The organism is Streptomyces sp. NPDC005485 (assembly GCF_040606085.1).
GTDB lineage: Bacteria > Actinomycetota > Actinomycetes > Streptomycetales > Streptomycetaceae > Streptomyces.
Genome location: NZ_JBEXDZ010000013.1, coordinates 63,942 through 90,629, shown reverse-complemented (window position 1 = coordinate 90,629; position 26,688 = coordinate 63,942). Strand labels below are relative to the sequence as shown.

At 71.2% G+C, this 26,688-nt stretch carries 23 protein-coding genes; 12 read left to right on the top strand and 11 right to left on the bottom strand.

From position 1 onward, the window contains the following. A partial coding sequence (locus ABZS97_RS07550) for a lipase maturation factor family protein (RefSeq protein ID WP_356134683.1) occupies positions 1–1,503 on the bottom strand: 1,503 nt, incomplete at its 3' end. Positions 1,504–1,641: 138 nt separating this feature from the next. Here ABZS97_RS07550 and ABZS97_RS07545 point away from each other — a divergent pair. From ABZS97_RS07545 to ABZS97_RS07525, 5 genes are all read left to right on the top strand, one after another. Beyond that, positions 1,642–2,961: a DUF6777 domain-containing protein gene (locus ABZS97_RS07545; RefSeq protein ID WP_356134681.1), complete on the top strand. Its 1,320-nt coding sequence runs from the start codon at positions 1,642–1,644 to the stop codon at positions 2,959–2,961. A gap of 78 nt (positions 2,962–3,039) precedes the next feature. Then, complete coding sequence (locus ABZS97_RS07540) at positions 3,040–5,127, top strand: SpoIIE family protein phosphatase (protein ID WP_356134679.1); 2,088 nt, start codon at positions 3,040–3,042, stop codon at positions 5,125–5,127. A gap of 47 nt (positions 5,128–5,174) precedes the next feature. Then, positions 5,175–6,035 carry a DNA-formamidopyrimidine glycosylase family protein gene (locus ABZS97_RS07535; protein WP_356134677.1) on the top strand — a complete coding sequence of 287 codons (861 nt, stop codon included), beginning with the start codon at positions 5,175–5,177 and terminating at the stop codon, positions 6,033–6,035. Positions 6,036–6,205: 170 nt separating this feature from the next. Further along, entirely contained in the window at positions 6,206–7,303 is a 1,098-nt protein-coding gene (locus ABZS97_RS07530) for a hypothetical protein (RefSeq protein ID WP_356134675.1), read from the top strand. A gap of 379 nt (positions 7,304–7,682) precedes the next feature. Further along, positions 7,683–9,026, top strand: coding sequence for an MFS transporter (locus tag ABZS97_RS07525; protein ID WP_356134673.1), 1,344 nt, complete (start codon positions 7,683–7,685; stop codon positions 9,024–9,026). On the opposite strand, the gene ABZS97_RS07520 is transcribed toward ABZS97_RS07525, so the two are convergent. From ABZS97_RS07520 to ABZS97_RS07510, 3 genes are all read right to left on the bottom strand, one after another. Further along, on the bottom strand, positions 9,013–9,672 hold the full coding sequence (locus ABZS97_RS07520; RefSeq protein ID WP_356134671.1) for a zf-HC2 domain-containing protein: 660 nt from the start codon (positions 9,670–9,672) through the stop codon (positions 9,013–9,015). The two genes, ABZS97_RS07525 and ABZS97_RS07520, sit on opposite strands and share 14 nt — an antisense overlap. A gap of 224 nt (positions 9,673–9,896) precedes the next feature. Continuing rightward, positions 9,897–10,412 (bottom strand): hypothetical protein, encoded by a 516-nt coding sequence (locus ABZS97_RS07515; RefSeq protein ID WP_356134669.1) that lies wholly within the window; start codon positions 10,410–10,412, stop codon positions 9,897–9,899. A gap of 136 nt (positions 10,413–10,548) precedes the next feature. Further along, on the bottom strand, positions 10,549–11,097 hold the full coding sequence (locus tag ABZS97_RS07510; RefSeq protein WP_356134667.1) for a sigma-70 family RNA polymerase sigma factor: 549 nt from the start codon (positions 11,095–11,097) through the stop codon (positions 10,549–10,551). Positions 11,098–11,463: 366 nt separating this feature from the next. Between ABZS97_RS07510 and ABZS97_RS07505 the strand changes: the two genes are divergently transcribed. Then, the gene (locus ABZS97_RS07505) at positions 11,464–12,585 is read left to right on the top strand and encodes a CapA family protein (protein WP_356134665.1); all 1,122 of its coding nucleotides are present in this window, start codon (positions 11,464–11,466) and stop codon (positions 12,583–12,585) included. A 54-nt stretch (positions 12,586–12,639) separates the two neighbouring features. On the opposite strand, the gene ABZS97_RS07500 is transcribed toward ABZS97_RS07505, so the two are convergent. Further along, entirely contained in the window at positions 12,640–13,104 is a 465-nt protein-coding gene (locus tag ABZS97_RS07500) for a universal stress protein (RefSeq protein ID WP_356134663.1), read from the bottom strand. Positions 13,105–13,324: 220 nt separating this feature from the next. Between ABZS97_RS07500 and ABZS97_RS07495 the strand changes: the two genes are divergently transcribed. Then, complete coding sequence (locus ABZS97_RS07495) at positions 13,325–14,167, top strand: polysaccharide deacetylase family protein (protein WP_356134661.1); 843 nt, start codon at positions 13,325–13,327, stop codon at positions 14,165–14,167. A 46-nt stretch (positions 14,168–14,213) separates the two neighbouring features. Here the strand turns inward: ABZS97_RS07495 and ABZS97_RS07490 are convergent, their stop codons facing one another. Beyond that, entirely contained in the window at positions 14,214–14,879 is a 666-nt protein-coding gene (locus ABZS97_RS07490; protein ID WP_356134659.1) for a class F sortase, read from the bottom strand. 331 nt (positions 14,880–15,210) lie between these two features. Between ABZS97_RS07490 and ABZS97_RS07485 the strand changes: the two genes are divergently transcribed. Continuing rightward, positions 15,211–15,699 (top strand): hypothetical protein, encoded by a 489-nt coding sequence (locus ABZS97_RS07485; RefSeq protein WP_356134657.1) that lies wholly within the window; start codon positions 15,211–15,213, stop codon positions 15,697–15,699. A gap of 136 nt (positions 15,700–15,835) precedes the next feature. Here the strand turns inward: ABZS97_RS07485 and ABZS97_RS07480 are convergent, their stop codons facing one another. The 3 genes from ABZS97_RS07480 to ABZS97_RS07470 all read right to left on the bottom strand — a co-directional run bounded on the left by ABZS97_RS07480 (position 15,836) and on the right by ABZS97_RS07470 (position 17,965). Continuing rightward, entirely contained in the window at positions 15,836–16,384 is a 549-nt protein-coding gene (locus ABZS97_RS07480) for a hypothetical protein (protein WP_356134655.1), read from the bottom strand. Between the two features lie 269 nt (positions 16,385–16,653). Beyond that, on the bottom strand, positions 16,654–17,418 hold the full coding sequence (locus ABZS97_RS07475) for a hypothetical protein (RefSeq protein WP_356134653.1): 765 nt from the start codon (positions 17,416–17,418) through the stop codon (positions 16,654–16,656). 16 nt (positions 17,419–17,434) lie between these two features. Then, positions 17,435–17,965 (bottom strand): hypothetical protein, encoded by a 531-nt coding sequence (locus ABZS97_RS07470; protein ID WP_356134651.1) that lies wholly within the window; start codon positions 17,963–17,965, stop codon positions 17,435–17,437. Positions 17,966–18,332: 367 nt separating this feature from the next. Between ABZS97_RS07470 and ABZS97_RS07465 the strand changes: the two genes are divergently transcribed. The 3 genes from ABZS97_RS07465 to ABZS97_RS07455 all read left to right on the top strand — a co-directional run bounded on the left by ABZS97_RS07465 (position 18,333) and on the right by ABZS97_RS07455 (position 22,661). Next, the gene (locus tag ABZS97_RS07465; RefSeq protein WP_356134648.1) at positions 18,333–19,295 is read left to right on the top strand and encodes an SCO0930 family lipoprotein; all 963 of its coding nucleotides are present in this window, start codon (positions 18,333–18,335) and stop codon (positions 19,293–19,295) included. 421 nt (positions 19,296–19,716) lie between these two features. Next, entirely contained in the window at positions 19,717–20,529 is an 813-nt protein-coding gene (locus tag ABZS97_RS07460) for an SAM-dependent methyltransferase (protein WP_356134644.1), read from the top strand. Next, complete coding sequence (locus ABZS97_RS07455) at positions 20,526–22,661, top strand: EAL domain-containing protein (protein ID WP_356134642.1); 2,136 nt, start codon at positions 20,526–20,528, stop codon at positions 22,659–22,661. Before ABZS97_RS07460 ends, ABZS97_RS07455 begins: the two co-directional genes overlap by 4 nt. 85 nt (positions 22,662–22,746) lie before the next feature. On the opposite strand, the gene ABZS97_RS07450 is transcribed toward ABZS97_RS07455, so the two are convergent. Together ABZS97_RS07450 and ABZS97_RS07445 are read right to left on the bottom strand one after the other, a co-directional pair. Then, positions 22,747–24,858, bottom strand: coding sequence for an acyltransferase family protein (locus ABZS97_RS07450; protein WP_356134640.1), 2,112 nt, complete (start codon positions 24,856–24,858; stop codon positions 22,747–22,749). A gap of 151 nt (positions 24,859–25,009) precedes the next feature. Then, complete coding sequence (locus tag ABZS97_RS07445) at positions 25,010–25,894, bottom strand: LysR substrate-binding domain-containing protein (RefSeq protein ID WP_356134638.1); 885 nt, start codon at positions 25,892–25,894, stop codon at positions 25,010–25,012. A 121-nt stretch (positions 25,895–26,015) separates the two neighbouring features. Between ABZS97_RS07445 and ABZS97_RS07440 the strand changes: the two genes are divergently transcribed. Further along, positions 26,016–26,687: a succinate dehydrogenase gene (locus ABZS97_RS07440; protein WP_356134636.1), complete on the top strand. Its 672-nt coding sequence runs from the start codon at positions 26,016–26,018 to the stop codon at positions 26,685–26,687. Position 26,688 lies beyond the last annotated feature (1 nt).

Sequence of the window (26,688 nt, the reverse complement as noted above, 5' to 3'; positions counted from 1 at the left end):
GCCGTCAGGGCGATGCTGCCCGCGCCGCCCCGTACCGTCGTCATCTGCTTCATCAGGGTCTGGATGCCGGCGGCCGACAGCGAGACGTCGAAGAACCGGCCGGTCCAGCCGCGTCGGCGGCATGAACTCCCGCAGATACGTCCGCTGCCAGCACGCCCCCGTCTCCCGCAACTCGCGCCAGGTCGTGTAGCGGTAGCGGTAGAGGCGGGCGCGGACGTACCGGGGCGGCGCGTCCTTCGGGAACGGCGAACTGCGCAGCAGGCGCAGCGTGTCGCGGTCGTTCTCCAGGAGCCGTTCCATCAGGCCGGTGAACCACGCCCCGGCGTAGGAGGGGGAAAGCCCCACGAACCACAGCATCCAGTCGAGCCGCAGATGGTACGGCGCGAACTGCCGCGGCCAGTGCCGCACATCGCCCGGTTTGCCCTTGAACTCGTACTCCCGCCAGTCCGAGTCCTCACGCGGGACCTCGTCCGCCGTGCCCTCGATGACCACCTCGTGACGCAGCCGGCTGACGCTGCCGAACGCGCCGTAGGTGTTGACCAGATGGAGCGGGTCGAAGGAGCGGTTCATGACCTGCCGGGAGGAGACCAGGTTGCGCGCGGGCCGGTAGCTGAGTGCGACCAGCCCCGTGGCCACGGCGAGCACCACGACCTCGTACCAGAGCGGAGTCCTCGGGACGTCCGGGGCGCTGGTGGGGAACTCGATCGCGGAGAGGGCGATCACGATCGTGATCCAGTTCAGCCAGGAGAAGTTGCCGGACAGGACCAGCCACAGCTGCGTGAGGACCATCAGCGCCGCGGCCGCCGTCGCGATCGGCTGGGGAGTGAACAGCAGGACGGGCACGACGAGTTGGGTGACATGGTTGGCGGCCACCTCGACCCGGTGCAGCGGCTTCGGCAGATGGTGGAAGAACCAGCTCAGCGGGCCCGGCATCGGCTGGGTCTCGTGGTGATGGTCGAGGCAGGTGAGCTTGCGCCAGCACGCGTCGCCGCGCATCTTGATCAGCCCGGCGCCGAACTCGACACGGAACAATAGCCAGCGCAGCAGGAGCAGGACCACGATGGGCGGCGCGACGTCGTCGTTGCCCAGGAAGACGGCCAGGAAGCCGACCTCCAGAAGCAGGGACTCCCAGCCGAAGGCGTACCAGGTCTGCCCGACGTTCACGATCGACAGATACAGCGCCCACGGGACCAGCCACAGCACCATGCAGCCCCAGAGCGGGAGTTGCCGGTCCAGCCCCGCCACGAGCGCCGCCGACACCGCGCAGCCCGTCCACGCCCAGACCGCGAAGAACCGGTCGGAGTAGTGCAGTTGGAACACGCTGGGTGCCCGGCGGAACGGAACCCGCGCCACGAAGCGGGGCACCGGCAGCATGCCGCGCTCCCCGATCAGCGCACGGAACTGCAGCGCCGCGCCCAGAAACGCGACGAGATAGACGACGGCCAGAGCGCGCTGGAAGACCAGTCGGCTCAGCCAGTACTCGGGTGCCATGAACCAGCCCACGGCAGCCAGCTCCTCTCCTCTCCATTGTGACGCTAAGTGACCGACTCCGCTTGCGTGACCCAACCGGGTGACGCAGACAATGGTGGACGAACTGCCCGGCATGACGGACGAACCGCCTGGGACGAACGGGAGTACGCGGTGCGCATACCCACCAGAACCCTCCTCGCGGCCTGCACGCTCTCGGTGACGCTCCTTGTCACCGGCTGCGGCGGGGACAGCGACGCAGGCACGCAGGCGGCCGGCGGATCGACCGGCGAACTCTTCCTCCAGCCGGTCGCGGCCCAGGGCCCCGACCCCTTCACCGACTCCACGGCCACCTCCACCGCGACACCGCCTCCCGTCACCCGAACGCCGCAATCGACACCCGGCGGCCATTCCTTGGCCACGACCCAGGAGCCGCGTTCCTTCTCGGGCGCCACCCCTGGTCTCTACGGCGGTACCCAGTCCGTCGGCAGTTGTGACGTCGAACGGCAGATCCGCTTCCTCACCGCCGACCGGGCCAAGGCGCACGCCTTCGCGGAGGCCTCCGGGATCTCCCCGGCCGCCGTCCCGGGCTTTCTGCGCGGTCTGACCTCGGTCGTGCTGCGCGCCGACACCCGGGTCACCAACCACGGCTTCCGCGACGGACGGGCGACGAGCTTCCAGTCCGTGCTGCAGACGGGCACCGCCGTCCTCGTCGACAACCGGGGCGCGCCGCGCGTCCGCTGCGCCTGCGGAAACCCGCTGAGGGTGCCCGGCGCACTCCGGGGAAACCCCGGCACCCAGGGCCACCCCTGGTCCGGTTACCGCCCCGCCCAGGTCATCGTGGTGATCCCGGCGCCCAAGGTGATCGTCAACATCACGATCATCAACATCGTCGACCACACCTGGATAGAACGGCAGATCGGCGACGACGGCCACCGTGATGTCGTCGTCCCGCAGCCGGACCTCGTCACCGAGAGTCCGAGCCCCGACGACTCGTCCTCCAGCGGCACCTCACCCGACACCACCGGCATCTCGCCCGGCCGGGAGAGCACGGCGCCGCAGGATTCGCCGTCCGACTGCGTGACAGCGACCGCGACGGTCACCCGCACGCCCGACGCCACCGGCATCACGCCGGGCACAGGTTCCCCGACGCCCGGTTCCCCAACCCCCGGCTCCCCGGTTCCCGCCTCCCCGACCTCGCAGGCGTCGGACGAGCCCACCGACTGCCCCACCGTCACCGCCACGGTCACGGCCCCGCCGACGACACCACCTGACGGCTCCCTGACCCCCTCGGCCGCGAGCACCGCTCCGGACGCCGACACGACCGGCTCGGACGAGTCGACCGACATGCCGCCGAACTCCGCGAGCCAGGACATCGGACCGGACACCGTCCCCGACAGCCCCGACCTGCGCGACGGCGGCGGCCTGATCCCCGACGAGCCGGCCGCTACGGACAGCATCTTCGACACCCCGACCGACGTCTTCGGCAGTTGAGCGCCCGCTCGACCGGCGCGCCCGTCACCGGGCTCCGCAGAAGTCGAATAATCGGGCAAATCCTGGCAAGGTGGCCCCATGGTTGATCGGGGAGCGAGCGCCCTGTCACTCCCGGACGACTGGCCCGCCCACCCGGATCCGATCCTGGCGCTCAACCGCATGGGCAGCTTCGACTGGGACCTGGACGCCGGTGTGATGCAGATGGACGCCCAGGCCCACGAGGTCTTCGACGTGCGCCCCGACGAATACGACGGCCGCCCCGAGACCCTGGCCATGCGCGTTCCCCCGGGCGAGGCAGTCCGCCTCGACGGCATGGTCTCCCAGGCACTCAAGGACGGCAGCGAGAACTACGGCGCCTACTTCCGCATCCGCTGCCGGGACGGCTCCGCGCGCTGGACGCACACCCAGGGCTACATCCGCCGCGACGAGACAGGGCGGCCGCGCCGGATCATCGGCATCGTCCGGGACGCCACGCAGGAACTCGGCGAGAGCGAGGCGCGCCGCGAGCGGGCCGCCCAGGACGCGGTACGGCGCCAGCAGACCAACGTCGTCCAGATCACCACCGCGGCCCTCGCACACGCTCGGACCGTCCAGGACGTCATCGACGTCCTGGAGGACACCGAGGGACTCACCCACCTGGGCGCGACGAGCCTGGTCATGGGCCTGCTGGAGGCCGGACGCATCCGCATGGTCGCCGCGGGCCCCGCGGACAGCTACGTGCCGGGCACCCGCGTCACCCGCCTCGAAGCGCGCTTCCCGATGAACGAGGTCGTACGCACGCTCGCCCCGCACTTCATCGAGTCGCCGGAGGAGTTCGCCGAGTCCTACCCCGACCTCTGGCCGCACATCACCGACCTGGACATCACCTCGGCCGCGTACATGCCGCTCATCGCCCAGGCCCGGCCCATCGGCGCGATCGGCCTCCTCTACAACGACCGGCGAGGCTTCTCCCCGGAGGAACGCAACATCCTCGTCGCGCTCGGCAGCAGCATCGCCCAGAGCCTCCAGCGCGCCATGTTCTACGAGCAGGAGAAGGACCTCGCCCAGAGCCTCCAGCAGGCCATGCTGCCCCGCACCATCCCGAGCGTCCCGGGCGCCGACGTCGCCGTCCGCTACCGCGCCGGCAGTGCGGGCGGCTCCCTCGGCCGGGACATCGGCGGCGACTGGTACGACCTGATCCCGCTGCCCGGCGGCCGCGTCGGCGCCGTCATCGGCGACGTCCAGGGGCACGACACCCATGCCGCCGCAGTCATGGGCCAGCTCCGCATCGTGCTGCGCGCCTACGCCGCCGAGGGGCACACCCCGGCCACGGTGGTCGCCCGCGCCTCCGTCTTCCTGCACGAACTCGACACCGAGCGCTTCGCGACCTGCCTGTACGTGGAGGCCGACCTGACCACCGGTGTGGTGCAACTGGTCCGGGCCGGCCACATCGACCCGCTCGTACGTCTCGCCGACCGGACCTGCCGCCGCATCACCGTGGAAGGCGGCCTGCCGCTCGGCCTGTCCGCCGAGTTCGGCCGGCTCGAATACCCCGTCACCAGCCTCGAACTGGACCCCGGCGAGACCCTGCTGCTGTGCACCGACGGCCTGGTGGAACAGCCCGGCGCCGACCTCGACGACGGCATGCACACCCTGGTGGAACTCATCGCCACCGGCCCGGACGACGTGCGCGACCTCGCCGACCGGCTCATCGACGCAGCCGAGGAGCGCAGCGGCGACGACGACGTCGCACTGCTGCTCCTGCGTCGCGGCGGCGGCGCTGCCGAGCAGGCCGGCGGCCGGCTCCAGCAGCACGTCGCCCCCGGCGACCCCGAGGCTCTCACCGAGGCCCGGCACATGATCCGCGCCGCCGTCCGCGCCTGGGGCGCCGGCGACCGGGCCGACGAGATCGAACTCGCCGCCGACGAACTGATCACCAACGCCCTCATGCACACCGAGGGCTCCGCGATCGTCACCCTGCGCATGCTCGCCGGCCCCGAGCGCAGACTGCGCGTCGAGGTCGAGGACTCCTCCAGCGCCCTGCCGCGCCGCCGCGAGGCCGGGGAGTCCGGGGTCTCCGGGCGCGGACTGATGCTCGTCGACCTGCTCGCCGACGTCTGGGGTGTGGAGGCACGCGGCAGCGGCAAGTGCGTGTGGTGCGAGTTCGGCGTCCCGGCACACGACTGACACCTGCTCCGCGTGGCGCTGTCGGTGCCGGATGGCACCCTGGACGTATGCCGGAACTACCCGAGGTCGAAGCGCTCAGGGACTTCCTGGCCGAACATCTCGTCGGCCACGAGGTCGTGCGCGTGCTGCCCGTCGCGATCAGCGTCCTGAAGACGTACGACCCACCTGTCTCCGCCCTTGAGGGCCGCAAGGTCACCGCCGTGCGCCGGCACGGCAAGTTCCTCGACATCGAGGCGGACGGCCTGCACTTCGTGACCCACCTGGCCCGTGCGGGATGGCTCCACTGGAAGGACCGCCTGCCCGACGGCCCGCCCCGCCCCGGCAAGGGCCCGCTCGCCCTGCGTGTCGCGCTGGAGACCGGCGAGGGCTTCGACCTCACCGAGGCCGGCACACAGAAACGGCTCGCGGTGTACGTCGTCCGGGACCCGGGCGAGATCCCGGGCGTGGCGCGCCTGGGCCCCGACCCGCTCGCCGCCGACTTCGACGAGACACGCTTCGCACAGCTCCTGGAAGGCGAGCGCCGACAGCTGAAGGGCGCGCTGCGCGACCAGAGCCTGATCGCGGGAGTGGGCAACGCCTACAGCGACGAGATCCTGCACGCCGCGAGGATGTCGCCGTTCAAGCTCGCCGCCGCACTCACCCCCGAGGAGACCCACCGCCTGTACGAGGCGCTGCGCTCCACACTCGCCGAGGCCGTGGAACGCTCGCACGGGTTGGCCGCCGGCCGCCTGAAGGCGGAGAAGAAGAGCGGCCTGCGCGTGCACGGGCGCGCGGGCGAGCCCTGCCCGGTCTGCGGCGACACCATCCACGAGGTCTCCTTCAGCGACTCCGCACTGCAGTACTGCCCGACGTGCCAGACCGGCGGCAAGCCGCTCGCGGACCGCAGAATGTCCAAACTGCTCAAGTAGCCGCCGGTCAGGGCGATTTGACGATCCCGGGCCTTTCGTCGACACCGGTCCGTCGCGTCTGTGACGCACGGGAGCCTGGCTCGTGATGGTGCGGCCGTGCTGTGTGATGATGCGTGGAACGGTGACCGGCCCTGGGGAGGGACCGGTGGGAGAAGGGTCGGGAACGCGTCGTGGGCAAGGGTGGGGCGTCCATACCGGACGAGGAGTGGGAGCGCTTCCAGCGGGAGGCCGAGGCGGGAATCCAGGGCGCGCCCGAGGAGCCGTCCGCACGGGCCCGGATGGTGGCGCGCCGGCTGCGGGAGGAGCCCGGCCACCCCGAACCGGGGCGCAATCACCAACTCGCCCCGCGGCGACGGGGCAAGGGCTGGTACGTGGTCGGCCTGCTGGCCGCCGCTGTCCTGCTGGTCGTGGCTCTGGATCCGGGCCGGGTGACGGGATGGTTCGGCGGCTCGGACGGTGAGAGCGCGCCGCTCGCCGCGGAGTCGCAACGTCCCGACCAGCCGCCGGCGACCGAGGCGGCAGCCCAACAGCCCACGGTGCAGCAGCCCTTCAGGGGGTCGCCCGCGGCACGGTGGAGCGGCGGCACGGAGGGCATCAGCCTCCCTGCGGCCCGGGCGACCGGCTGGATGAGCAGGAAGCAGGTCGAGCAGGCACTCGACCGGAGCCTCGACTTCCTTGCCGCGTCCAGTCTGAACCCCGCCGTGCTGCGCGGTGAGCGGCCGAAGACGGCGATCGCGTTGATCAATCCGCACCAGCAGGATGTCCAGGGCTATCTGAAGAACGCGTTCCGCGCGCCCAGCCGGGAGGACGATCCCCTGCTGCTGTTCAGCCGCTTCGAGAAGGCGAAGGTGCGCCCGGTCGGGGACGTGGTCAGGACACGAGGACGGATCACCTACCGGGAAGGCAAGCGCGGTGCGGTCGAGGTGACCACCGATGTCACGTACGTCTATCCGGTCGTGCGTGCCGCGGCGGGAAGCGACGAGGTCGCGCGCACCATCGTGCGCCGCGAGGTCGTGATGAGCTGGGACAACCCCGCGAAGGTGATCACCGAGCCGGGGACCTTCTCCCTCGTCTCCTACAAGTCCGACACCACCAACGGAGGCTGCGACTCCTTCACCGGCTACTTCGTTCCCGAGTTCAGCGCCGAGCGGGCGACCACCGAGTCGGGAGACGGCCGCGAGGTCGACCCCTACGACCGGAGCACCTCGATGGACGCCCGTCTGCGGGATGCCGGCGAAGCGGGGTGCGGGACCGCCACACGGTCGTGAGCGCGATGTACGGCGTCGTCATCCCGTCCCCCGCGTCGCTGAGCTGACCGCCCAACGCCGGGGGACACCAGGCGCCTTCGGCGAGGACCAGGCCATTGCGTGTGGGGGATCCCGGATCCTCATGCCGCGGATTACCGCGTTGATCCCCCACACCGCAAGCAGCTACTGTCCCGGCAGCGAGAGTGACCCACGAGGAGCCGAGACATGCCCCACATACCCGGTCGTTCGAGCGCGCGTTGACGTCGTAGGCCGTGAGCGGCCTGTCATCGCGTGCTGCCCCTGATGCCGCGGCACAGCGAGCCTTCTCCTGCCCGAACCGCCGGCGCACCTGTCGTGTGCCGGATGGCGGGCCTCGCCGTCGGCAGTCCAAGGGGTTCCCGTGCCGTCCGCTTCCTCCGCTTCCTCCGCCGATTCCGACTCCGGCGAACCTGTTCCGTCCGCCCCGTCGAGCCTGTGGCGGGACGCCGATTTCCGCAGGCTCTGGGTGGGCCAGACGGTGTCCCAACTCGGCGAACAGGCCTGCACGGTGGTGCTGCCGCTCTTCGCCGTCCTGACGCTCGACGCGGGCGCCGGCCAACTGGGCGCCCTCCGCGCGGTGGGGCAGGCGCCGCTGCTGCTGCTCTCGCTCTTCGCCGGAGCATGGGTGGACCGATGGCCGACCCGCACCGTGATGGTGCTGACGGACGCCGGCCGGGCCCTCGCGCTGGGCGCCACCGGCGTGGCCGGTCTCCTGGGCCTGCTCGGCCTGCCCGCACTCCTCGTGGTCGCCTTCGCCGTCGGGGCCCTGTCCGTGTTCTTCGCCGTGGCCTACCAGGCGTCTCTGGTACGGCTGGTGGCGCGCGAGCAGTTGGTGCGGGGCAACAGCGCACTCGAAGGCAGCCGGTCAGCCGCCCAGATCGGGGGACCTGCCCTCGGTGGTGCGTCGGTGTCACTCCTGTCGGCGCCGATCGCCGCCGCCTCCAGCGCGCTGTTCTTCGCGCTGTCGTTCCTCGCCATCCGGCGGATCCGCGGCCGCGAACCGATTCCGGGGCGCTCCCAGCGCCCTGCGCGCACAGGGCGGCGGATCCACGAGGGACTCCGATTGGTCGTCGGCGACCCCTTGCTGCGGACGGTGGGCCTTGCCTCGGCCGCTTTCCAGTTCTCCTTCGCGGCCATGATGACCGTCTATCTGCTCTTCCTGCCGCGGGAGTTGCATCTGTCGGGCACCGCCATCGGGCTGGCGCTCGCGGCGACGGGACCGGGCGCGCTCCTGGGCTCCCTGCTGGCCGCCCGTCTGCCGAGCCGGTTCGGGTACGGCCCGGTGCTCGTCTGCGCGGCCGTACTCGGTGACGGAGTGCTGCTGAGCGTCCCCGCGCTGCACGGCTCCTCCGCGGTGACGGTGCTCGCGCTCCTCGCGGTCAACTTCGTGTTCGGGACGTTCGGTCAACTGGTCAACGTCACCGTCATGGCCGTTCGGCAGGCGGTCACTCCGGACGGGATGCAGGGCCGCGCGGCCGCGACGATCACGTTCGCCGGTATGGGGACGACCCCGCTCGGCTCACTCCTCGGCGGATTCCTCGCGGCGGAGTGGGGACTGCGCGGCAGCCTCCTGGTGACGGCCGCGGGAATGATGCTGTCCCCGGTGCTGATGGCGCTGTCCCCGCTCGCCCGCCTGGGACGGGTGCTCCCGGCGTCCCGGGACGCAGGGCCCACCGGGTCGAGCCCCTGGATCAGGACGCCTTGACCGTCACCAGGTGCTTGCCCTCCATCGTGCGTACGTCGAAGTGGCTGATGTCGCTGAGCCGCATCGCGGCGCCGCCCTGCATGTGGGCGTCGCGGTCGTGCGGCGGCACCATCCAGCTGGTCACCGTCTGCTCGGTGCCGTCCTTGCCGACGGCCACGAGGATGCAGGCCCGGGGGCCGCCCGCGTCCTTCACCTTGACGTCGATCTGGCTGCCCCAGGTCCGGTCCTCGGTCGTGACCTGTGCCCACACACCGGTGGCGGAGTCGGTCGCGGTCTCCGTCGCGGCGACCCGGGCCGGCGGGGAGCCGTGCGACGTCACCATCGCGATCGCGGGACCGCCCGCCGCGAAGACCACGGCGGCGGCCACCGCGTACAGCCACCTCCGGCGCCCGGCGCGGTGACGCGTCGCCACCTCGCCGAGCAACCGCTCCAGAAAGCGGGGGCCGGGGGCGGCGAAGGGGTGCACGGAGCGCGGCGTCGCACGTCGGTACAGCATGAGCTGCCGAGCGGCGGGCCGGAACTCGGTGACATGCGCCGTGCAGCTGGGACACTCCATGAGGTGGTCCTCGAAGCGGAAAGCCTCCGCCTCGTCCAGCACGCCCAGCGCGTATGCGCCGACGTCACGATGCCGTTCCAGGGACCTCATACCGATACCGAATCCTTGTGGCGATGGTGCGGGGTGGGGGTGGTGCTGCTGTTGCCCACCGGTACGCACCAGACCGTCGAATCACTCAAGACCCGTTCGGAATCGCGACAAGGACGTTCGGAGCAGGAAGGCCCGCGGATTGGTCGAAGGGAAGAAAAGTTGACGAAGACCTCGGCGAGGCGGCTGAGCCGGCCGAGGTGGACGAGCCAGAAGAGGCGGACGCGTCAGAACAGGTGAATCGCCAGATGCCCCAGCGGCAGACCCAGCTGCCAGGCGGGCGTCCACACCTTCGGTCCGTCGTCCTCTCCCACGACGGGACCACCGCCGGGCACCGCGTCCAGGTCGGGGGCGAGCAGTTCGGTCTCCTCCAGCCAGCGCCAGGCCGCCGAGGCCAGCTCCAGGTCCGGGGCCGGGCCGTCGGACCGGAGCGCCTCGGCCGCGAGATGGGCCATGCGTTCGCGGACCCAGTCCTGCCACGGCTGGTCGTACGCCGTCAGCGACAGCCACGTCTCCAGCTGCGTGACGACGCGGATGCCGGAGAGTTCACCGCCGCTGTCGGAAAGGAAGATGGTGAGCGCCAGGGCGTCACGCCCGGCGCGGAACTCGAAGGACGTGGGCGGCATCAGGTCGCCCGTCCGCAGCAGCTCGTCGGCGATGTACTCGGCGTACAACCACGCCATGGGGACGGCCAGTTCACCGCCGCCGGTGCCGTCCGTGCTCTCGTGTCCTCTGTGGAGCATCCCTTCCTGCCTTCCTCCGGTACGTGCGCGTCGCCCGACCCCGGGCCCCCAGTCCGGAACACGGATGAGGACTAGCGGATTACTCAACCATGGTCCGCGGCAGGCGCTTTACGGAGGTTTGACTCAGCCTTCGGTTTCACCGCAGGTCGGCCGCGTATCCCGGAAGAACCCGGCGCAGGGCGCGCAGCGCGTAGTACGCGCGAGACTTCACGGTACCGGGCGGAATCCCGAGCGCTGCGGCGGCCTCCGCCACACTCGCCCCCTGGAAGTACACCTGCACCAGGACTTCACGGTGCTCCGGAGTGAGTGTCTTCACAGCCTCGCGCACGTCGAGCGTCGCCGCGGAGCGTTCGGCGTGATCGGCGCAGACCCGCGCACTCTCCAGCACCGCGTCCCCGACCTCCGCCGGGCGCGCCTGGCGGGCCCGGCGCGCGTCGATCGCCAGCCGCCGTCCGACGGTGAGCAGCCACGGGCGTACGGAGTCGAAGGCGTCCGCGCGCAGTGCCTCGGGGTGCTGCCAGGCACGGACGAACGTCTCCTGCAGCAGATCCTCGGCACGCTGCCGGTCGCCGTCGCAGAGACGTAGGAGCAGCGCGAAGAGGGGCCGACCGTGCTCACGCTGCAGCGCGGCCAACTCGTGCTCGGCGGTCGTCCCGTTCGGGATGGTGGTGGTTCCGGCCGTCATGGGCGTATGCCACCGCAGCGCGATCGGCCGGGACAGGGCACGGACACGAGTCTGCGGCGGACGGTCGAACCCGTCGATGAACGGTACGACGAACGGTCCGCCGAGCGCCCGTACCGGAAGCCCCGCATCCCATTCGCCCTGATGGGCCCCTGCGCAGGCGCGGACGGGCTAGCCGCCGGTGCCGCTGCTTGACTCGCGCCCGCCGGTGCCTGTGGATTCGTACCTATTCGTAATGAAGTAGTGAAATACGACTACGGGGCGAACTCGATGACCACACGGACCACATCAACGACATCGACCGGATCGGCCACAGCGGTCACATCCACGCGGCGGACGACGGCCACGGCTCTGGCGGGCCTCCTCCTCATGACCACCCTCGCGGCCACCGCGGGCTGCCAGGCCCAGGACCCACCGGACCGGCACCGGCCCGCCGGACACCCGGCGGCCCCCGTCGCACCCCGTGGCTTCACCCTCGTCGCCTCCGGTGACGTCCTGCCGCACACCTCGATCATCGAGAAGGCGAACACCGACGCGGGCGGCGACGGATACGACTTCCGCCCGATGCTCTCCGGCGTGAAACCGGTGGTGTCCCGCGCCGACCTGGCGATCTGTCACATGGAGACCGTCTACGGCGCGCAGGGCGACTACACCGGGTACCCCACGTTCAAGTCCCCGCCCCAGGTCGCGGCGGCCCTCGCCGCCACCGGCTACGACGACTGCTCCACGGCCTCCAACCACACCCTCGACGACGGCGCCGCCGGCATCCACCGCACCCTCGACGCGCTGGACCGCGCGGGTGTACGGCACGCCGGATCGGCCCGTACGGCGGCCGAGGCGGGCGGCGCGACCGTTCTGCGGGCCGGTGGAGCCGAGGTCGCGCACCTCGCGTACACGTACGACACGAACGGCTTCCCCCTTCCGTCGGGGCAGCCCTGGGCCGTCCGCCTCATCGACCGGGACCGGATCATCGCGGACGCCCGGGCCGCCCGGAAGGCGGGCGCCGACGTGGTCGTCGTGTCCCTGCACTGGGGCACCGAATGGCAGGACGCGCCCGACGAGCAGCAGCTGACCCTGGGCCGGGAGCTCACCGCCTCGCGCACGGCCGGCCGTCCCGACATCGACCTGATCCTCGGCACCCACGCCCACATTCCGCAGGCGTACGAGAAGGTCAACGGCACCTGGGTGATCTACGGCATGGGAGACCAGATCGCCGGCGAGATGTTCAACTACGACGGCGCCCAGGACCCGCGCGGCAACGAGAGCACCCTCGGCCGCTTCACCTTCGCCCCGCCCGCGCGCCCGGGCGGCCGCTGGGAGGTACGCAAGGCCGAGTTCGTGCCGCAGTGGTTCGACCTCGGCTCCGGGCGGGTCGTCAACCTCAACGAGTCCCTGGAGCGCGGCGGCGATGTCGTTCAGGTGCGCGACCGCATCCGCGACGTCGTCCTCAGCCGGGGCGCGGCCGCGGACGGACTCGTCATGGGTCGGTAATTCCGGCAGCGAGGGATGCGCGGGCGTGCCCGGCGACCGGTCCGGTGCCGCGGTCTACGGCACCACCGTCACCGGCCAGCGCCCCGCTTTCACCAGCCGGATCGCCACGGAACCGACGATGCGGTGGCCGGCCTGCTCGGACGCGCCCACCACGACCGCGTCCGCCTTGAGCTCGTCGGCCGCCTTCACCAGGCCGCTGTAGGGGTCGCCGCGGAACGTGTGGAACTCCCAGCGCACATCGAATATGTCCTTGACGCGCTCGGTGGCGTCCCGGATCTGGGCGATGAGGCCCTCGGCGATCTCGTCGGTCGTCTCGGCCACCGGCACCCCGAGGGCGGCTCCCGCGGCCATCACCGGCTGGACGTACACGACGGCGAGCAGCGCGTGCTGACGTCGGGCCAGGCCCGCGGCGTACGCCGCCGCGCGGAACGAGGAGTCGGAGCCGTCCACGCCGGCGACGATGACCTTGGGGCCGTCCGTGCCACGCTCGAACTGATGCGAGTGCTGCTGATCCGTCACGGCTGTGAGGCTATCGGAAGCCCCAGGTCCGGGAGGTTCCCGGGATCGGGTGACGGACCTGCCCGCCTGCCGTCCGGGTCCGTCGGTGGGCGCGGCATGGCGGAAACATTGCTTTTGCCAGTGGTGCGTCGGGCGCGGTGCTGGTCCCTTCGGGTGCTTTCGTGGGTCCGCACCGGTGTCGTTGACGGGCACCGCCCCTCAACCGGGTGACTGATGAGTCATGAAAAAGGATCAGCTGCTCACGCGGCGCCGGGCGTTGATCGCCGGTGCCGCCGTACTGGGGGCGGCCGGCGCAGCGGGCACAGCCCGCATCCTCACCGCCGAACCGGCCTCGAAACAGGCCCGGCACGCCGTCGCGGCCGCGGGCCCGCAGGCGCGCCGCCCCCTGAAGCCCTCCGCCTACCGCCTCCGGCCGATGACCGGCTACAGCCCGCCGCTCAGCACGCCGGCCCGCACACTCGTCCGCCACGAGCCGTTTCTGCGGATGTCCGGGCGCGGCCGCACCATGGTGCTGACCTTCGACGACGGGCCCGACCCGCGCTACACCCCGGAGATCCTGAGCACTCTGCGCGAGTACGACGTGCGCGCGATGTTCTTCGTCTGCGGGGAGATGGCCGTCGACAACAAGGATCTGCTGCGGGAGATGTCCGACGACGGGCACATCGTCGGCAACCACACCTGGACCCACCCGCTGCTGACCCGGCTGACGCGCTCCTCGATCCGCTCCGAGATCGAGCGCACCAGCGAGGTCATCGAGGACGCGTACGGAGAGCCGCCGGTCTGGTTCCGAGCACCCTACGGCGCCTGGAACCGGGCGACCTTCCAGATCGGTGCCGAGCTGGGGATGGAGCCGTTGGCCTGGACGGTCGACACGCTCGACTGGACGACCCCGGGCGCCCGCACCATCGTCAACCGGGTCGAGGGCGGCGCGGCCCCGGGGGTCGTGGTCCTCTCGCACGACGCGGGCGGCGACCGCTCGCAGAGCGTCCGGGCCCTGCGCGACTACCTCCCGCAACTGCTGGACTCGGGCTACCACATCACCGTGCCGCGCCGGGAAACCTAGCCCCGCCCGCGGGTGACGGGCTTTCGCCCGCCCGGCCGGGAAACGCTCAGCGAACCTCGACCAGGCGGGCGAACACGACGACGTTTCCGTCGTAGCCGTTCTGCTTGGAGAAACCGCCGCCGCAGGTGATGACGCGCAATTCGGGGGTTCCCGTATTGCCGTACACGCGGTCGCCGGGGAAATTGCTCTTGGCGAAGACCTCGATGCCGTAGATCTCGAACGCGGCGGTCTTTCCGTCCTTGCGCTGCACCTCGATACGGTTGCCCTTTTTCAGCGCCCCGAGTCCGTAGAAGACGGCGGGGCCCAGCTTGTTGTCCACGTGGCCCACGATCACGGCCGTGCCCTTTTCGCCGGGCGAGACGGCGCCGGTGAACCAGCCGGCGAGGTTGGGGTCCTCCGGCGGCGGTGCGCCGACCCAGCCGTCCACGTCCAGGCCCACGGGCAGGACCGGTGCGTCCACCCGGATCGCCGGAATCCTGACGCGGTCGACCACGGAGTACGGCAGCGGGTCCGGCGTCCTGGTGAAGGTGCCGTGGGCCGTCGCGCGGCTGTCCGCCGCCGCCGCGGACGCGGGCTGCGGAGGGCCCACGTCGAATTCTCCGGAGCCATTCCGGATGAGGGCGAGGCCGGTCAGCAGAACAAGCGCTATCACGCCCCACGGAGCGCGCTTCTTCTGCTGCTCCTCCTCTTCGGCCAACTCGGACGCAGACATTCGCAATCCCCTCTCGACGCGGCCGTCGCCGCGTCCGTCGCGCATATGAGAACGCTAAGGGCAGCACGCCCGACGGGCGACGGGTCACGGGCGAACGGGTGGTGGAGAGCCTCCTTCGTGAGCCATCCGAGTCGACGCCGACAGGATTTTTCTGACGGTCCGTGACCTGCGGCAATATCCGTTTGTGCGGAATTCTCTCGGCGTGTCTTCTCACCAGGACGGACCATTCTCGAAATGCGGCCCTGTGCACGGCATCTGAGGGTCTGTCTGGGAGGCGTTTCTCGCCGATCGACCGGGGACGGGTCCCGGGGCGTCTTCCGCGGAGGATCACATGCGTACAACTCGTGCCCTGGCGGCCTGCGCCGCCGCGGTCGCCGCGGTGGGGCTCGCCGCCCCCACGGCTGCGGCCTGGGACCAGCCGAGCAGCGTCACCGCCGCGCCCAGCGTCATCGCGCCGGGCGGCAAGCTGCTGATCACTGTCAACGGTTCCGCGTGCACCATTGCCGGCAGCACGGTCAGCTCGGACGTCTTCCCGACAACGACACTCACGTCGATGGGCGGCAACACGTCGACAGCGAATCCCACGGTCAACTCGAACGCCAGCCCCGGCGTGTACCGCGTCACCACCATGTGTGAGGGCAGGACGAAGGAGTTCTCGTCCGTCTTCACCGTCATCGGCGGTGTCCGCGGCGGTCTCGGCGGCAGCAGTTCCACCGGCGCGACGCCGACCGACATGGCCATCGGTGGCGGGCTCGTCGCCGCGGCCGCCGTCGGCGGCGGGGTGTTCTGGCTGCGCCGCAGGTCCGAGAAGCGGATCTGACCTCGGTCTGAACCGGGGCGGACCGTCCGCCCCGGTCCGCCTTCCGCTTTCCGGCCTCCTCGGAGACCGCACATGACAGCCCTTCGCCCCGGACCCACCCGACAGGGTCCGGGGCGAAGGGCTGTGCGGTGCGCCGTCAGGAGTCGTCGGCGGTGCGTCGGCGCGACATACGCCACGCCACGCCGACGGAACCGACGATGAGCACGGCTCCGATGCCGATCTCCTTGATGTCGAAGCCGGCGATGCTGCCGCCGACCCCGGCGCGGACACCCCGCTGAACGGGCGGGATCGGCACCGGCGTCGGGTTGGTCGGGCGCCCGGTGGCGATGGTGAGGTCGGTGTGGCCGCTCTCGCTGCCGCACTGGAAGGTGACCTCGTACAGCGCACCGGGCTTGGCGTCCCAGTCGACCATGGTCGTCGCCGAGGGCTGCCCCTTGGGGATGGTCACCGTGTCGAAGACCCCCGAGGAGACCTTGGCGTCGTGCCCGCAGCCGTCCACGCTGAGCGTGACTCTGCCTCCCGCGGCGATGGTCGAGGGCTGCACACTGAAGCCGAACGACGTGATGTTGTTGTTGCCGTCACCGTGGCCGTCACCGTGGCCGTCGCCGGCGACGGCCACGGGTGCGGTGAAGGTCAGGGCGGTCATGCCCAGCAGTGCGGCCGAAGCGACGCGTATCGCGCGCATGGTGAGCCTCCGGGTCCCCGAGGAGCCTTGCCGCGGACCGGTTCCGCTTGCGCCAGAAATGCACCTCGATGATCGAAACGCTAGGAAAGGGCGCGCGGGCGCGCGATCGCTGTCGCGCGAATGGGGCAACCGTGTGGTCCGCTCAGGGGAAGCCGTACGTGCACCCGGGGGACGGACGCGGTGTGGCGTCCGTCCCCCCGGGCCGAGGCCTCGCGAGGGGCCCAGCGTCGAGAAGGCCCTGTGTCCGGGTGAACCCTGGTGAGGGCCCGTCACCCGTGCAGATGCGGGAACAGGACTGTGAACGGCTCAGCCGATGCCGTGATGCCCCGGCTGTAGGGGGCGTCGAAGTCCCAGATCAGGAAGAGCAGGAAGGCGATCAGGGCGGAGAAGAGGCCGGCGAGGATCAGCTCGCGTTTCGTGCGCCGGATCTGCAGGGCGAAGATCATGCCCACGGTGACCACTGCGCCGGTGATCAGCCCGAACCACACCACTCCGGGCATGGTGGCCCCGGTCGCGTCGGCGCGGGCGTTGCGGGCGGCGTCGGCAGCGGTGACCTGGTCGAGAAGCGGCTGGTAGGCCTGGGCCTCGAAGTCCGTCTTCGGCTGGTAGTCGGTCACGTCCTGGCGGATGCGGTCGAAGAGCCTGCCGCCACTGGCGGTGACACGGCCGTCGTCCGCCATGGTCTTCCACTCGGTGGTGACGACGTGGCTGACATAGGTGTTGACGTCGTTGCGGATGCGGTCGCGCACGTCGGGCGGGTAGACGCGGACCCGCTCGGAGATCTCGTGCAGAGCCTGCGCCTCCGCCTGTACATGGTCCTGGGCGCCGCTGCGGGCCTCCCAGACACCCGCGATGGCCAGGCCGAGAACGATGGCGTACACCACGCCGATCATCATGGTGATGTACTCGATCACGTCCGGGGTCTCGGACGGATCCTCGTCCTCGGGGGCCGAGCGGTGGCGTACGAGGGTCACGATGAGGACGACGGCGCACGCCGCCGCCATCGCGAGGGCGAGAACAAGCCAATCCGACAAGGGATGTCTCCAGGAGTCAGCGCGGGCGCAGCGCCGCGACGGCGAACACCGCGGGCACGGTGAGGATCAGGGTGAGCGAGACCAGGGACGGTCCACTGGGGGGCGTGTGCCGGTGCGCCGTGGCGCGGTACGGCGGATAGCTCACCGGGGGCGGTGACGGCTCGGGGCCCGCACGGGGAGGAGCCTTGGGTTTCGGCTTCGGTTTGGGCGTCGGGGTTGGTCTGGGCGCCGGCGTGGGGACGACGGCGGGCGCCGGGCGCGGCGCCGTGGTGACCGGCGGAGGGGGAGGCGGGGGCTTGGGCCTCGGGGTCGGTGTCGGGGTGGGTGCCGGCTTCGGCGGTGGTTTCGGTGTCGGCGTCGGGGTGGGTGTCGGTGTCGGTGTCGGTGTGGGGCACGGAGTCGGGGGCGGCGGGCTCGGGCAGCCGTCGCCCGCGGTGGCCACCGCGCTCGCCCCGTCGCCGCCGGGGTCCACGGAGGCGTACGCGCAGGCGTCGGCGACCGCCGTCCCGCCCGGCGCACCGCCGAGGAGCCACGTGAGGGTCAACACCGTCAACACCCTTATGAGAACGGCGGATCGGGTCGATTCGGGTACATGCACGACGAAGATCATGAGTGGTACGGCACCGGCGCACGCGGTAGTGACGCGGGATTGGACCCGAACGGGGGACGCGCGCCCTCAGCCGGTTTGACGCGCCGACGTGCAGACGTCCCCATAGGGGTACAAACGTGCGAAGCGCGAAGGTCGCGGCGAGGGCGGCGCCGGCGGCGCCGGCGGCGTCCACGACCTCTGTGTCACAGGGTTCGGAAAGAAATTTGCGGGTCGGTTGAACACATCCGCCACTCCCGCCCGTACCTAGGACCATGCGTGGCGCTGTAGGGCGCTGCAACACCTAAGCAGACAGCGGGAGTTATCCATGAAGACCTCCTGGCGGAGCGCCTCACTCGTGGCGACAGCTGCGGCCGTGCTGGCGTTGACGACGGCGTGCGGTCAGGACGGCGGCACTTCCACGGGCAGCCAGAACGTGGGCGCCGCCGCGGCGGCCGACGGTTACGGCTCCAGCACCAGCCCCACGGTCGGTGCCGGGGCGGGCAACGGCTACGGCGCCGATTCCAAGGACGAGCAGGGTGCGGCCCAGTCGGCGACCGCGGGCCAGCTCGCCGTTTCCGAGAACGTGAAGCTCGGGAAGGTGCTTACCGACAGCGCGGGGATTACCCTCTACCGCTTCGACAAGGACACGGCCGAGCCGCCGAAGTCGAACTGTGACGGCGACTGCGCCACGGCCTGGCCGGCCGTGCCCGCCGACGGTGCCACGGCCGTCACCGGCGTGGACAAGTCGCTGCTCGGCGAGGTCACCCGTACGGATGGAAGCAAGCAGCTGACGGTCGCGGGCTGGCCGATGTACCGGTACGCCAAGGACACGAAGGCCGGGGACACCAACGGCCAGGGTGTGGGCGGAACTTGGTTCGCGTCCGCCCCCGACGGCAAGAAGGCGGCCGTCAAGGCCGACCTGCCGGGTCTGTCCACCCGCAACGACCCGAAGCTCGGCGAGATCATCGTCGACAAGAACGGCATGACGGTCTACCGCTTCATGAAGGACGAGGCGTGGCCGAAGCCGGTCTCGAACTGCACCGGAGCCTGCCTGGAGAAGTGGCCGGTCGTCGCGCCCGTCGAAGCGAACGACACCAAGGGCGTTCAGAAGAAGGGCCTGATGGGCTTCACCCGCCCGGACGGCGCCAAGCAGATGACCGTCAACTGCTGGCCCATCTACACCTTCTCCGGTGACAAGGCCGCCGGGGACACCAACGGTCAGGGTGTCGGCGGCACCTGGTACGCCGTCTCCCCCGACGGAAAGCCGGTCGGCGCGCCGAAGAAGTAGAGGGTCACCTCCCCAGGGTTGATCGCCTCACTCGCAGCACACCGGCAACGGAACGCGGAAGGGAGGGGACGAAGCCAGGCACGTGTGCCGGACGAACAGAACAGCGCGTACGACCTACGGTCCGCCCCCTCCGCACCGCACGGAGGGGGCGGGCCGCTCGGCGTTCCCGCACGTCGGCGTACGGACCGACGTTGCCCGGCCGGCACCGGGCCCTTTTGGAGTGCTTCGGAGGGGTTTCGCGGGGGCGCACGGGACGCGCGTTCAAGGGGCGTTCATCGGGCGCCCGTTCCGCATGTGCCGGAGGCAGTGACCGGGAACGGACGGTCAATTTCCGTTTTGGCTCGCCCGTTTGGCGGACGATCAGTAGCCTCAGCTCGAACACCGGATCGCCTCGCCTGCCCCCTACGCCGTGGAGACATAGATGGAGCGTCCCGCCTGGGCCCCCCGGAGCATCGACATCTCGGTGCCGAGTGTTTCCCGCATCTACGACTACTACCTGGGCGGTTCGCACAATTTCGAGGTGGACCGCGAAGCGGCGCGCAGGGCCATGGAGTTCATGCCGGGACTCCCGAAGATCATGCAGGCGAACCGGGCGTTCATGCGCCGTGCGGTGCGCTTCGCGGCCGATGAGGGCATCACGCAGTTCCTGGACATCGGTTCGGGCATTCCCACCTTCGGCAACGTCCACGAGATCGCCCAGAGCGCGCGCCCCGGCGCACGCGTCATGTACGTCGACCACGACCCGGTGGCCGTGGCCCACAGCAAGGTGGTTCTGGAGGGCAACGAGGACGCGGACGTGCTCGCCGCCGATCTCCTCAAGCCACAGGAGATCCTTTCGAGCCCCCAGGTTCAGCGCCTGATCGACCTGAACCGGCCGGTCGCCCTCCTCCTCGTTGCCATACTTCACTTCGTGGAGGACGCGGACGACCCGTACAAGGCGGTGGCCGAGCTGCGCGACGCGCTCGCGCCGGGCAGCCTGCTCGTCGTCACGCATGCCTCCTACGAGGGAATCCCGCTCCCGCAGGAGCGGGCCGAGGGTGCGGTCGACGTGTACAAGAACATCCGCAACCCGCTGATCATGCGCTCGCGCGAGGACATCGCGCGGTTCTTCGAGGGGTACGACATGGTGGAACCCGGACTGGTGCCGATGCCGAAGTGGCGGCCCGACACGGCATCCGAGGACGAGGATCCCTATTCCTTCTCCGGGTTCGCCGGCGTGGGGCGCACGGCGTGACCGCCGAGCCGGACGGGCCGGAGGACAGACTGCGCAGGTTCGCGACGATCTGGAGCCGTGCGGTCTTCCCCGTCACCTCCACGTCGCTGACCCGGCCGGAGTTCGAGCTGCGCCTCGTGCCGCTCGCCCGGCGGCTGAGCGAGGCGCTGCGGGCGAGGACCTTCGACGCGGCCGAGGGCCAGGCGGTCGGCGCCGCCCTCATCACGGCGCACTGCACCGACCCGGAGGCGCTCAGCCGCACCCTCGACTGCGTCGACGCCTATCTGGTGCTCTACTGCGGCGACGACAGCCCCCAGGAGGCGCTGCGCACCCGCTCGGCGCGGCTGCAGCACGCCATGGCCGCCGGGTTCGCGCACGCGCTGCGGGAGCGGACGCTCGCCGAGCAGGAGGCCATCTCCCGGGCGGCGTTGAACGCCCGCAGCGCGGTCGCCGAGGCGCTGCACGCGAGCGAGGCCCGCTTCCGCGCGGTGTTCGAGGGCGCGGCGATAGGGATCGGCATCGCCGACCTCGACGGGAACATCCTTCAGGTCAACGGCGCGCTGCTGCGTATGTTCGGCATCTCCGAGCAGAGTGTGCGTGGCCGCAAGGTCGTCGAGTGGACCCACCCCGACGACGCCCCCCAAGTCTGGCGTCTGTACGAGGAGTTGGTGCGCGGCGAGCGCGAGCACTACCACGTCGAGAAGGCGTTCTACCGTCCCGACGGGACCGTGCTGTGGACCAATCTGACGGTGTCGCTGCTGCGTGACCCGGACGGCCGGCCGCAGTACCAGCTCGCGCTGATGGAGGACACCACCGAGCGCCGGCTGCTCAACCTGCGGCTGCGCTACGAGGCCACGCACGACGCGCTCACCGGTCTGCCCAACCGGACCCTGTTCTTCGAGCGCCTGGAGAAGGCGCTGTCCGCGGGCGAGGGCCAGCGCTTCGGCCTGTGCTACCTCGACCTCGACGGCTTCAAGACCATCAACGACAGCCTCGGGCACGCCGCCGGCGACCGGCTGCTCGTCGAGGTCGCCGACCGCCTGCAGTCCTGCGCGACCGCCCCCGGCGAGATGGTCGCCCGGCTCGGCGGCGACGAGTTCGTGGCCCTGACCACCGGTACCGACACCGAGCGCGAGGTCGACGAGCTCGCCGGGCGCATCATGAACGCGCTGGTCACCCCGATCAGCATCGACGGCCGCGAGCTCACCGTGCGCGGCAGCATCGGCATCGTCGAGGGCCCGGCGGGGGAGCGCGGCCCCGCCGAGGTGCTGCGCAGCGCCGACATCACGATGTACCGGGCCAAGTCGGCGGGAGGCAACCGCTTCGAGCTCGCCGACCCGGAGGCCGACGCCCGAGCCATCACCCGGCACGGCCTCACCACCGCGCTTCCGGCGGCCCTGGACCGGGGCGAGTTCTTCATCGAGTACCAGCCGCTGGTGCACCTCGGCGACGGCAGTGTGCGGGGCGCCGAGGCCCTGGTGCGCTGGCTGCACCCGCAGCACGGCGTGCTGGGCCCGGACCGTTTCATCCCGCTCGCCGAGCACACCGGTCTGATCGTCCCGCTCGGGCGCTGGGTCCTGGAGCAGTCGGTGCGCCAGGCCCGCGAGTGGCAGGAACGGCACACCGACGCGGGCCCGTTGCGCATCAACGTCAACCTGTCGCCGTGCCAGTTGTCCCACCCGGGCCTGGTCCAGGACACCGTCGACATCCTGGAACGGGCCGGCCTCGGGGCGGAGGCGCTGTGCCTGGAGGTCACCGAGTCCGCGCTGATCGGCGCCGACGACGACCTTCTCAAGCCGCTGCGCCGGCTGGCCGAGATGGGCGTGGACATCGCCCTCGACGACTTCGGCACGGGCTACTCCAACCTCGCCAACCTGCGGCGCCTGCCGGTCAGCATCCTCAAGCTGGACCGTTCCTTCACCCAGGGCATGCAGCAGTTCCCGGCGGACCCCGTCGACCTCAAGATCGTCGAGGGGATCGTGTCGCTCGCCCACAGCCTGGACCTGGCGGTCACGGTGGAGGGCGTGGAGACGGGAGCCCAGGCGGAGCAGCTGCGGATACTGGGCTGCGACACGGCCCAGGGCTGGTACTACGCCCGCCCGGGCCCGCCGGAGCGGCTGCACGAGCTGGCACTGGTGGACGCCACGGCCTGAGCGCCCGCGGGCCCGCTACCGCCCACCGGCGGCCCCGCCGGTGGGCGTTGGCCGCCGGACCGGACCGGAGAGGACCCCGGCATGCTCAGGCCGGGCCGACCAGACGGTTCAGCGCCGGGGCGAGGACCGGGGTGAGGGCCTCGACGTAGGCCTCGGAGAGGTGGCTGTCGTCGCGGTAGACGGCGACGTTGCCGACGACCACGGGACAGGTGCCGGTGCGCGTGGCGCAGACCCAGGGCTCGGGGTCGATGACCGAGGCGCCGGTCGCGGCGGCGGCGCTGCGCACGGCGGTGTGCCGGGTCCCGTCGTGGATCGCCTCCGGCAGGTGGTTCGCGCAGACGCCCAGGTGCAGGGAGTTCCTGGCGGCGCAGTCGACCGCGTCGACCTTCGGCCACGGGGTGTCGAGCACGACGGCGAGGTGCGCGCCGGAGGCGGTCAGGCCCCGGAAGGTGTCCTCGAAGCCGGCGGTCCACTGCTGAAGAGGGTCGTCGGCGGGCCGGGCCGGGTCGCCCGCGTCCGAGGAGGAGACGACGACCAGGGCAGGATGCAGGGCGTTGATCCTCGCGACGGCGTGGGAACGCCAGGTGTCGCAAGCCGTGTACGGCTTGTGCCGGCTGATGATGGTCACGTCGGCGACCTTGCAGGAGGCCTTCGTCAGCGAGACCAGCTTCCACCCGCGCGCGATCGCGAGCCGGTGCAGGGCCGGGAACCACTGGGCCGCATGGGAGTCGCCGAAGAGCACGACGGTCCGGGAGGAGGCGCGGTCCCCGTAGACGCAGGACGGGGTTTCGGTGCTGCCGTAGCTGACATGGCAGCCGTCCCGGTAGACCGCGGACCGGGAGGCCTTCACCTGCGGCAGGGCCGGGACGAGGTTGCTCGGCAGCCCGGCGCCGGAGGACTCCAGGAGTTCGGCCAGCCGCGCCTGCGGGTCCGGCGCGCCGGCCAGCGCCTGTGCCAGGACGGGAGCCGGCCCGCCGACCTCGATCGTCGGCGGGACCGCCGCCGCCGTGAGTGACAGCACCGTGGCCCCCGCCGACAGACCGGCGCCCAGTGCCAGGGCCCGGCGAGGCCGCCCCCGGAACGCCCGGTGGAAGCGCACCGGGTTCTCGACGAGGCGCAGCGTCAGCCACGCGAGGCCCAGTGCGACCGCGCACAGCCCGAGTGAGAGCGGTACCTCGGCGGTGCCGTCCGCACGGCCCAGCGCCGCCGGGACGATGACCAGCAGCGGCCAGTGCCACAGGTACCAGCCGTACGAGAGCCCGCCGAGCCGAACCAGTGGCCGCCGCCCGAGCAGCCACCCCGCGCCGTGCGGGGCGGGTGCGCAGCCACCGGCCAGGACGAGCGCGGCGCCGAGGACCGGCAGCAGGGCGCGGTAGCCGGGAAACGGCGTCGCGTCGTCGTACCGGACCGCCGCCAGCGCGACGCAGGCCAGCCCGAGCCAGGTCAGTGGCCCCACGAGGGCGGCGGGCAGCCGTTCCAGCCGGGCCGCGGCCAGCGCCAGCAGCGCCCCGACGCCGAGTTCCCAGCCCCGGCCGGCGAAGCCGAAGTACGCCCAGGGCGCCGAGGAGTTCGTCTCCAGGACGCTGTCCGCGAACGACCCCAGGCACAGCACCACGAGCGGCACCATGACCAGCCCGCGCCGGCCACGGGCGACGCGCCAGCAGAGCAGCAGGAGCAGCGGCCACACGAGGTAGAACTGCTCCTCCACGGCGAGCGACCAGAAGTGCTGGAAGGGCGACGGCGGACTGTCCTGGGCCAAATAGTCCGTACCGGCCGCCGCCAGCCGGAAGTTGACCGCGTACAGCGCGCTGGCGAGAGCGTCGCCCGCGTACTCGGCGAGCCGCACCTTCGACAGGAACAGCCAGGACCCGGCCAGTGCGGCGGCGATGACCAGGGACGACGCGGGCAGCAGCCGCAGCGCCCGGCGAGCGAAGAAGGAGCGGACCGACAGCCGCCCGGTGGTGGTGAGTTCACGCAGGAGCAGGGACGTGATGAGGAAGCCGGAGATCACGAAGAACACGTCGACGCCGACGTAACCGCCGCTGACCTGTGACACTCCGGCGTGGGAGAGGACCACGAGCCCGACGGCCACCGCGCGCAGTCCCTGGATGTCGAGCCGTAGGGAGTGGCCTCCGCCTGGCGCGGGTCTGCTGCTCGCCGGGAGGGTGCAGACCTCGGCGGGCCCGGTGCTCGGCATCAGGGTCCAACTCCTTGTGGGGACGGGCATGGTCGACTATGTACTGTCCATCCGCCACTCAGGATTGAGGTGGCCACCGCCTCAACTTCACGAGAACTCCCGGCGCTCACCCGTGTGCCATGCCGTTCCAGGCAGCGGCGGCCGAGTGCGCTCAGTGCTCCAGCAGCATCCGCTGAAGCTCCCTGGCCGCCCGCGGCGGAGCCACGTCGCTGCGGTGCGCCAGGGCGATCGTGCGGTGCAGACCGGGCTGTGCGAGCGGGGTCACGCGCAGCCCGCGTCCCGACCGGGTGGCCACCATGCGCGGGACGACGGCCACGCCCAGGCCCGCGCGGACGAACCCCAGCACCGCGTCCATCTCGCCGCCCTCCACCGCGAAGTCCGGCTCGAAGCCCTCGGCGCGGCATGCGGCGACCGTCAGTTCCCGCAGGTCGTAGCCGTGCCGGAACATCACGAGACGTGCGCCCTCCAGGTCCGCGATCCGCAGGGCGCGGCGCCCGCGGCCCGGCGCGGGCGCGTCCGGCGACGACACCACCACCAGGTCCTCCCTGAGCAGCTCCAGCGTGGTCAGCGCCGGGGACGGGGTGGGCAGCGGGAGCACCAGCAGGGCGAGGTCGAGAGCGCCGCGCGCGAGTTCTCGTACCAGATCATGCGAGCCGCCCTCCTCGATCAGCAGCCGGATGCCGGGATAGCGGTCGTGGAATGCGCGCAGCACGTCCGGGAGCAGGCCCGTGCACAGGCTCGGAGTGGCGCCGAGCCGCACCCGCCCGCTGCGCAGCTGGGCCAGTTCCTGCACCTCGTGGCGGGCCGTGTCGGCGTCGGCCAGGATGCGGCGGGCCAGCGGCAGCAGCGCCTCGCCCGCGTCCGTCAGCGTGATGTTGCCGCGCGCCCGCAGGAACAGATCCGCCCCCAGCTCCCGCTCCAGCGCCTTGATCTGCTGCGAGAGGGACGGCTGCGCGACATGGACCAGATCGGCGGCCCGGGTGAAGTGCCGGGTCTCGGCGACGGCCACGAAGTACTGGAGCTGCTGGAATTGCACTCGACCCACGATAGGGCATGCCTATGGAAACGAGCCGAACCATGTCTTGGACCGATTGGCCCCTTCGGCCCTAGCGTTCTGAGACATGGCTCTGGCAACGCGGACGGACCGACGACCGTCGATGACACGCACCGTGTGGGACAGTTCGGTCGGCAAGAAGACGGTCATGGCCGTGAGCGGCCTGATCATGCTGCTCTACCTGGTCGTCCACATGATCGGAAACCTGAAGATCTTCTTCGGGCCGGGCGAGTTCAACCACTACGCACACTGGCTGCGCACCCTCGGTGAGCCCTTCCTGCACTACGAGTGGGCCCTGTGGATCATCCGGGTGGTCCTGGTCGTCGCCGTCGTCGCGCACGCCACCGCCGCCTACCAGCTGAGCCGCCGCGACCTGCGGGCCCGGCCCAGCAAGTACGTCCACAGGAAGCCGCGGGCGAGCTACGCGACACGCACCATGCGCTGGGGCGGGATCATCCTCGGCCTGTTCATCGTCTGGCACCTCCTCGACCTGACGACCGGCACCGTGCACACCGGCGGCTTCCAGGCCGGACACCCCTACCAGAACGTCGTCGACACCTTCTCGACCTGGTACGGCGACGTGGTCTACATCGTCGCGATGCTCGCCCTCGGTCTGCACATCCGGCACGGCTTCTGGAGCGCCGCGCAGACCCTGGGCGCCGGCAGCCGCAGCCGCGACCGCGCCCTGAAGACCGTCGCCAATGTTCTCGCGTTGCTGCTCACGGCCGGCTTCATCGCCGTACCCGTGGGCGTCATGACCGGAGTGGTGAGCTGAC

Excerpts from the sequence above, each read along its gene's own strand:
- ABZS97_RS07480 (WP_356134655.1), bottom strand. The coding sequence starts at position 16,384 with ATGCGCGCGATACGCGTCGCTTCGGCCGCACTGCTGGGCATGACCGCC.
- ABZS97_RS07520 (WP_356134671.1), bottom strand. The coding sequence starts at position 9,672 with ATGAGGTCCCTGGAACGGCATCGTGACGTCGGCGCATACGCGCTGGGC.
- ABZS97_RS07535 (WP_356134677.1), top strand. The coding sequence starts at position 5,175 with ATGCCGGAACTACCCGAGGTCGAAGCGCTCAGGGACTTCCTGGCCGAA.
- ABZS97_RS07515 (WP_356134669.1), bottom strand. The coding sequence starts at position 10,412 with ATGCTCCACAGAGGACACGAGAGCACGGACGGCACCGGCGGCGGTGAA.
- ABZS97_RS07460 (WP_356134644.1), top strand. The coding sequence starts at position 19,717 with ATGGAGCGTCCCGCCTGGGCCCCCCGGAGCATCGACATCTCGGTGCCG.
- ABZS97_RS07495 (WP_356134661.1), top strand. The coding sequence starts at position 13,325 with ATGAAAAAGGATCAGCTGCTCACGCGGCGCCGGGCGTTGATCGCCGGT.
- ABZS97_RS07510 (WP_356134667.1), bottom strand. The coding sequence starts at position 11,097 with ATGACGGCCGGAACCACCACCATCCCGAACGGGACGACCGCCGAGCAC.
- ABZS97_RS07485 (WP_356134657.1), top strand. The coding sequence starts at position 15,211 with ATGCGTACAACTCGTGCCCTGGCGGCCTGCGCCGCCGCGGTCGCCGCG.
- ABZS97_RS07440 (WP_356134636.1), top strand. The coding sequence starts at position 26,016 with ATGACACGCACCGTGTGGGACAGTTCGGTCGGCAAGAAGACGGTCATG.
- ABZS97_RS07465 (WP_356134648.1), top strand. The coding sequence starts at position 18,333 with ATGAAGACCTCCTGGCGGAGCGCCTCACTCGTGGCGACAGCTGCGGCC.
- ABZS97_RS07490 (WP_356134659.1), bottom strand. The coding sequence starts at position 14,879 with ATGTCTGCGTCCGAGTTGGCCGAAGAGGAGGAGCAGCAGAAGAAGCGC.
- ABZS97_RS07505 (WP_356134665.1), top strand. The coding sequence starts at position 11,464 with ATGACCACCCTCGCGGCCACCGCGGGCTGCCAGGCCCAGGACCCACCG.
- ABZS97_RS07450 (WP_356134640.1), bottom strand. The coding sequence starts at position 24,858 with ATGCCGAGCACCGGGCCCGCCGAGGTCTGCACCCTCCCGGCGAGCAGC.
- ABZS97_RS07540 (WP_356134679.1), top strand. The coding sequence starts at position 3,040 with ATGGTTGATCGGGGAGCGAGCGCCCTGTCACTCCCGGACGACTGGCCC.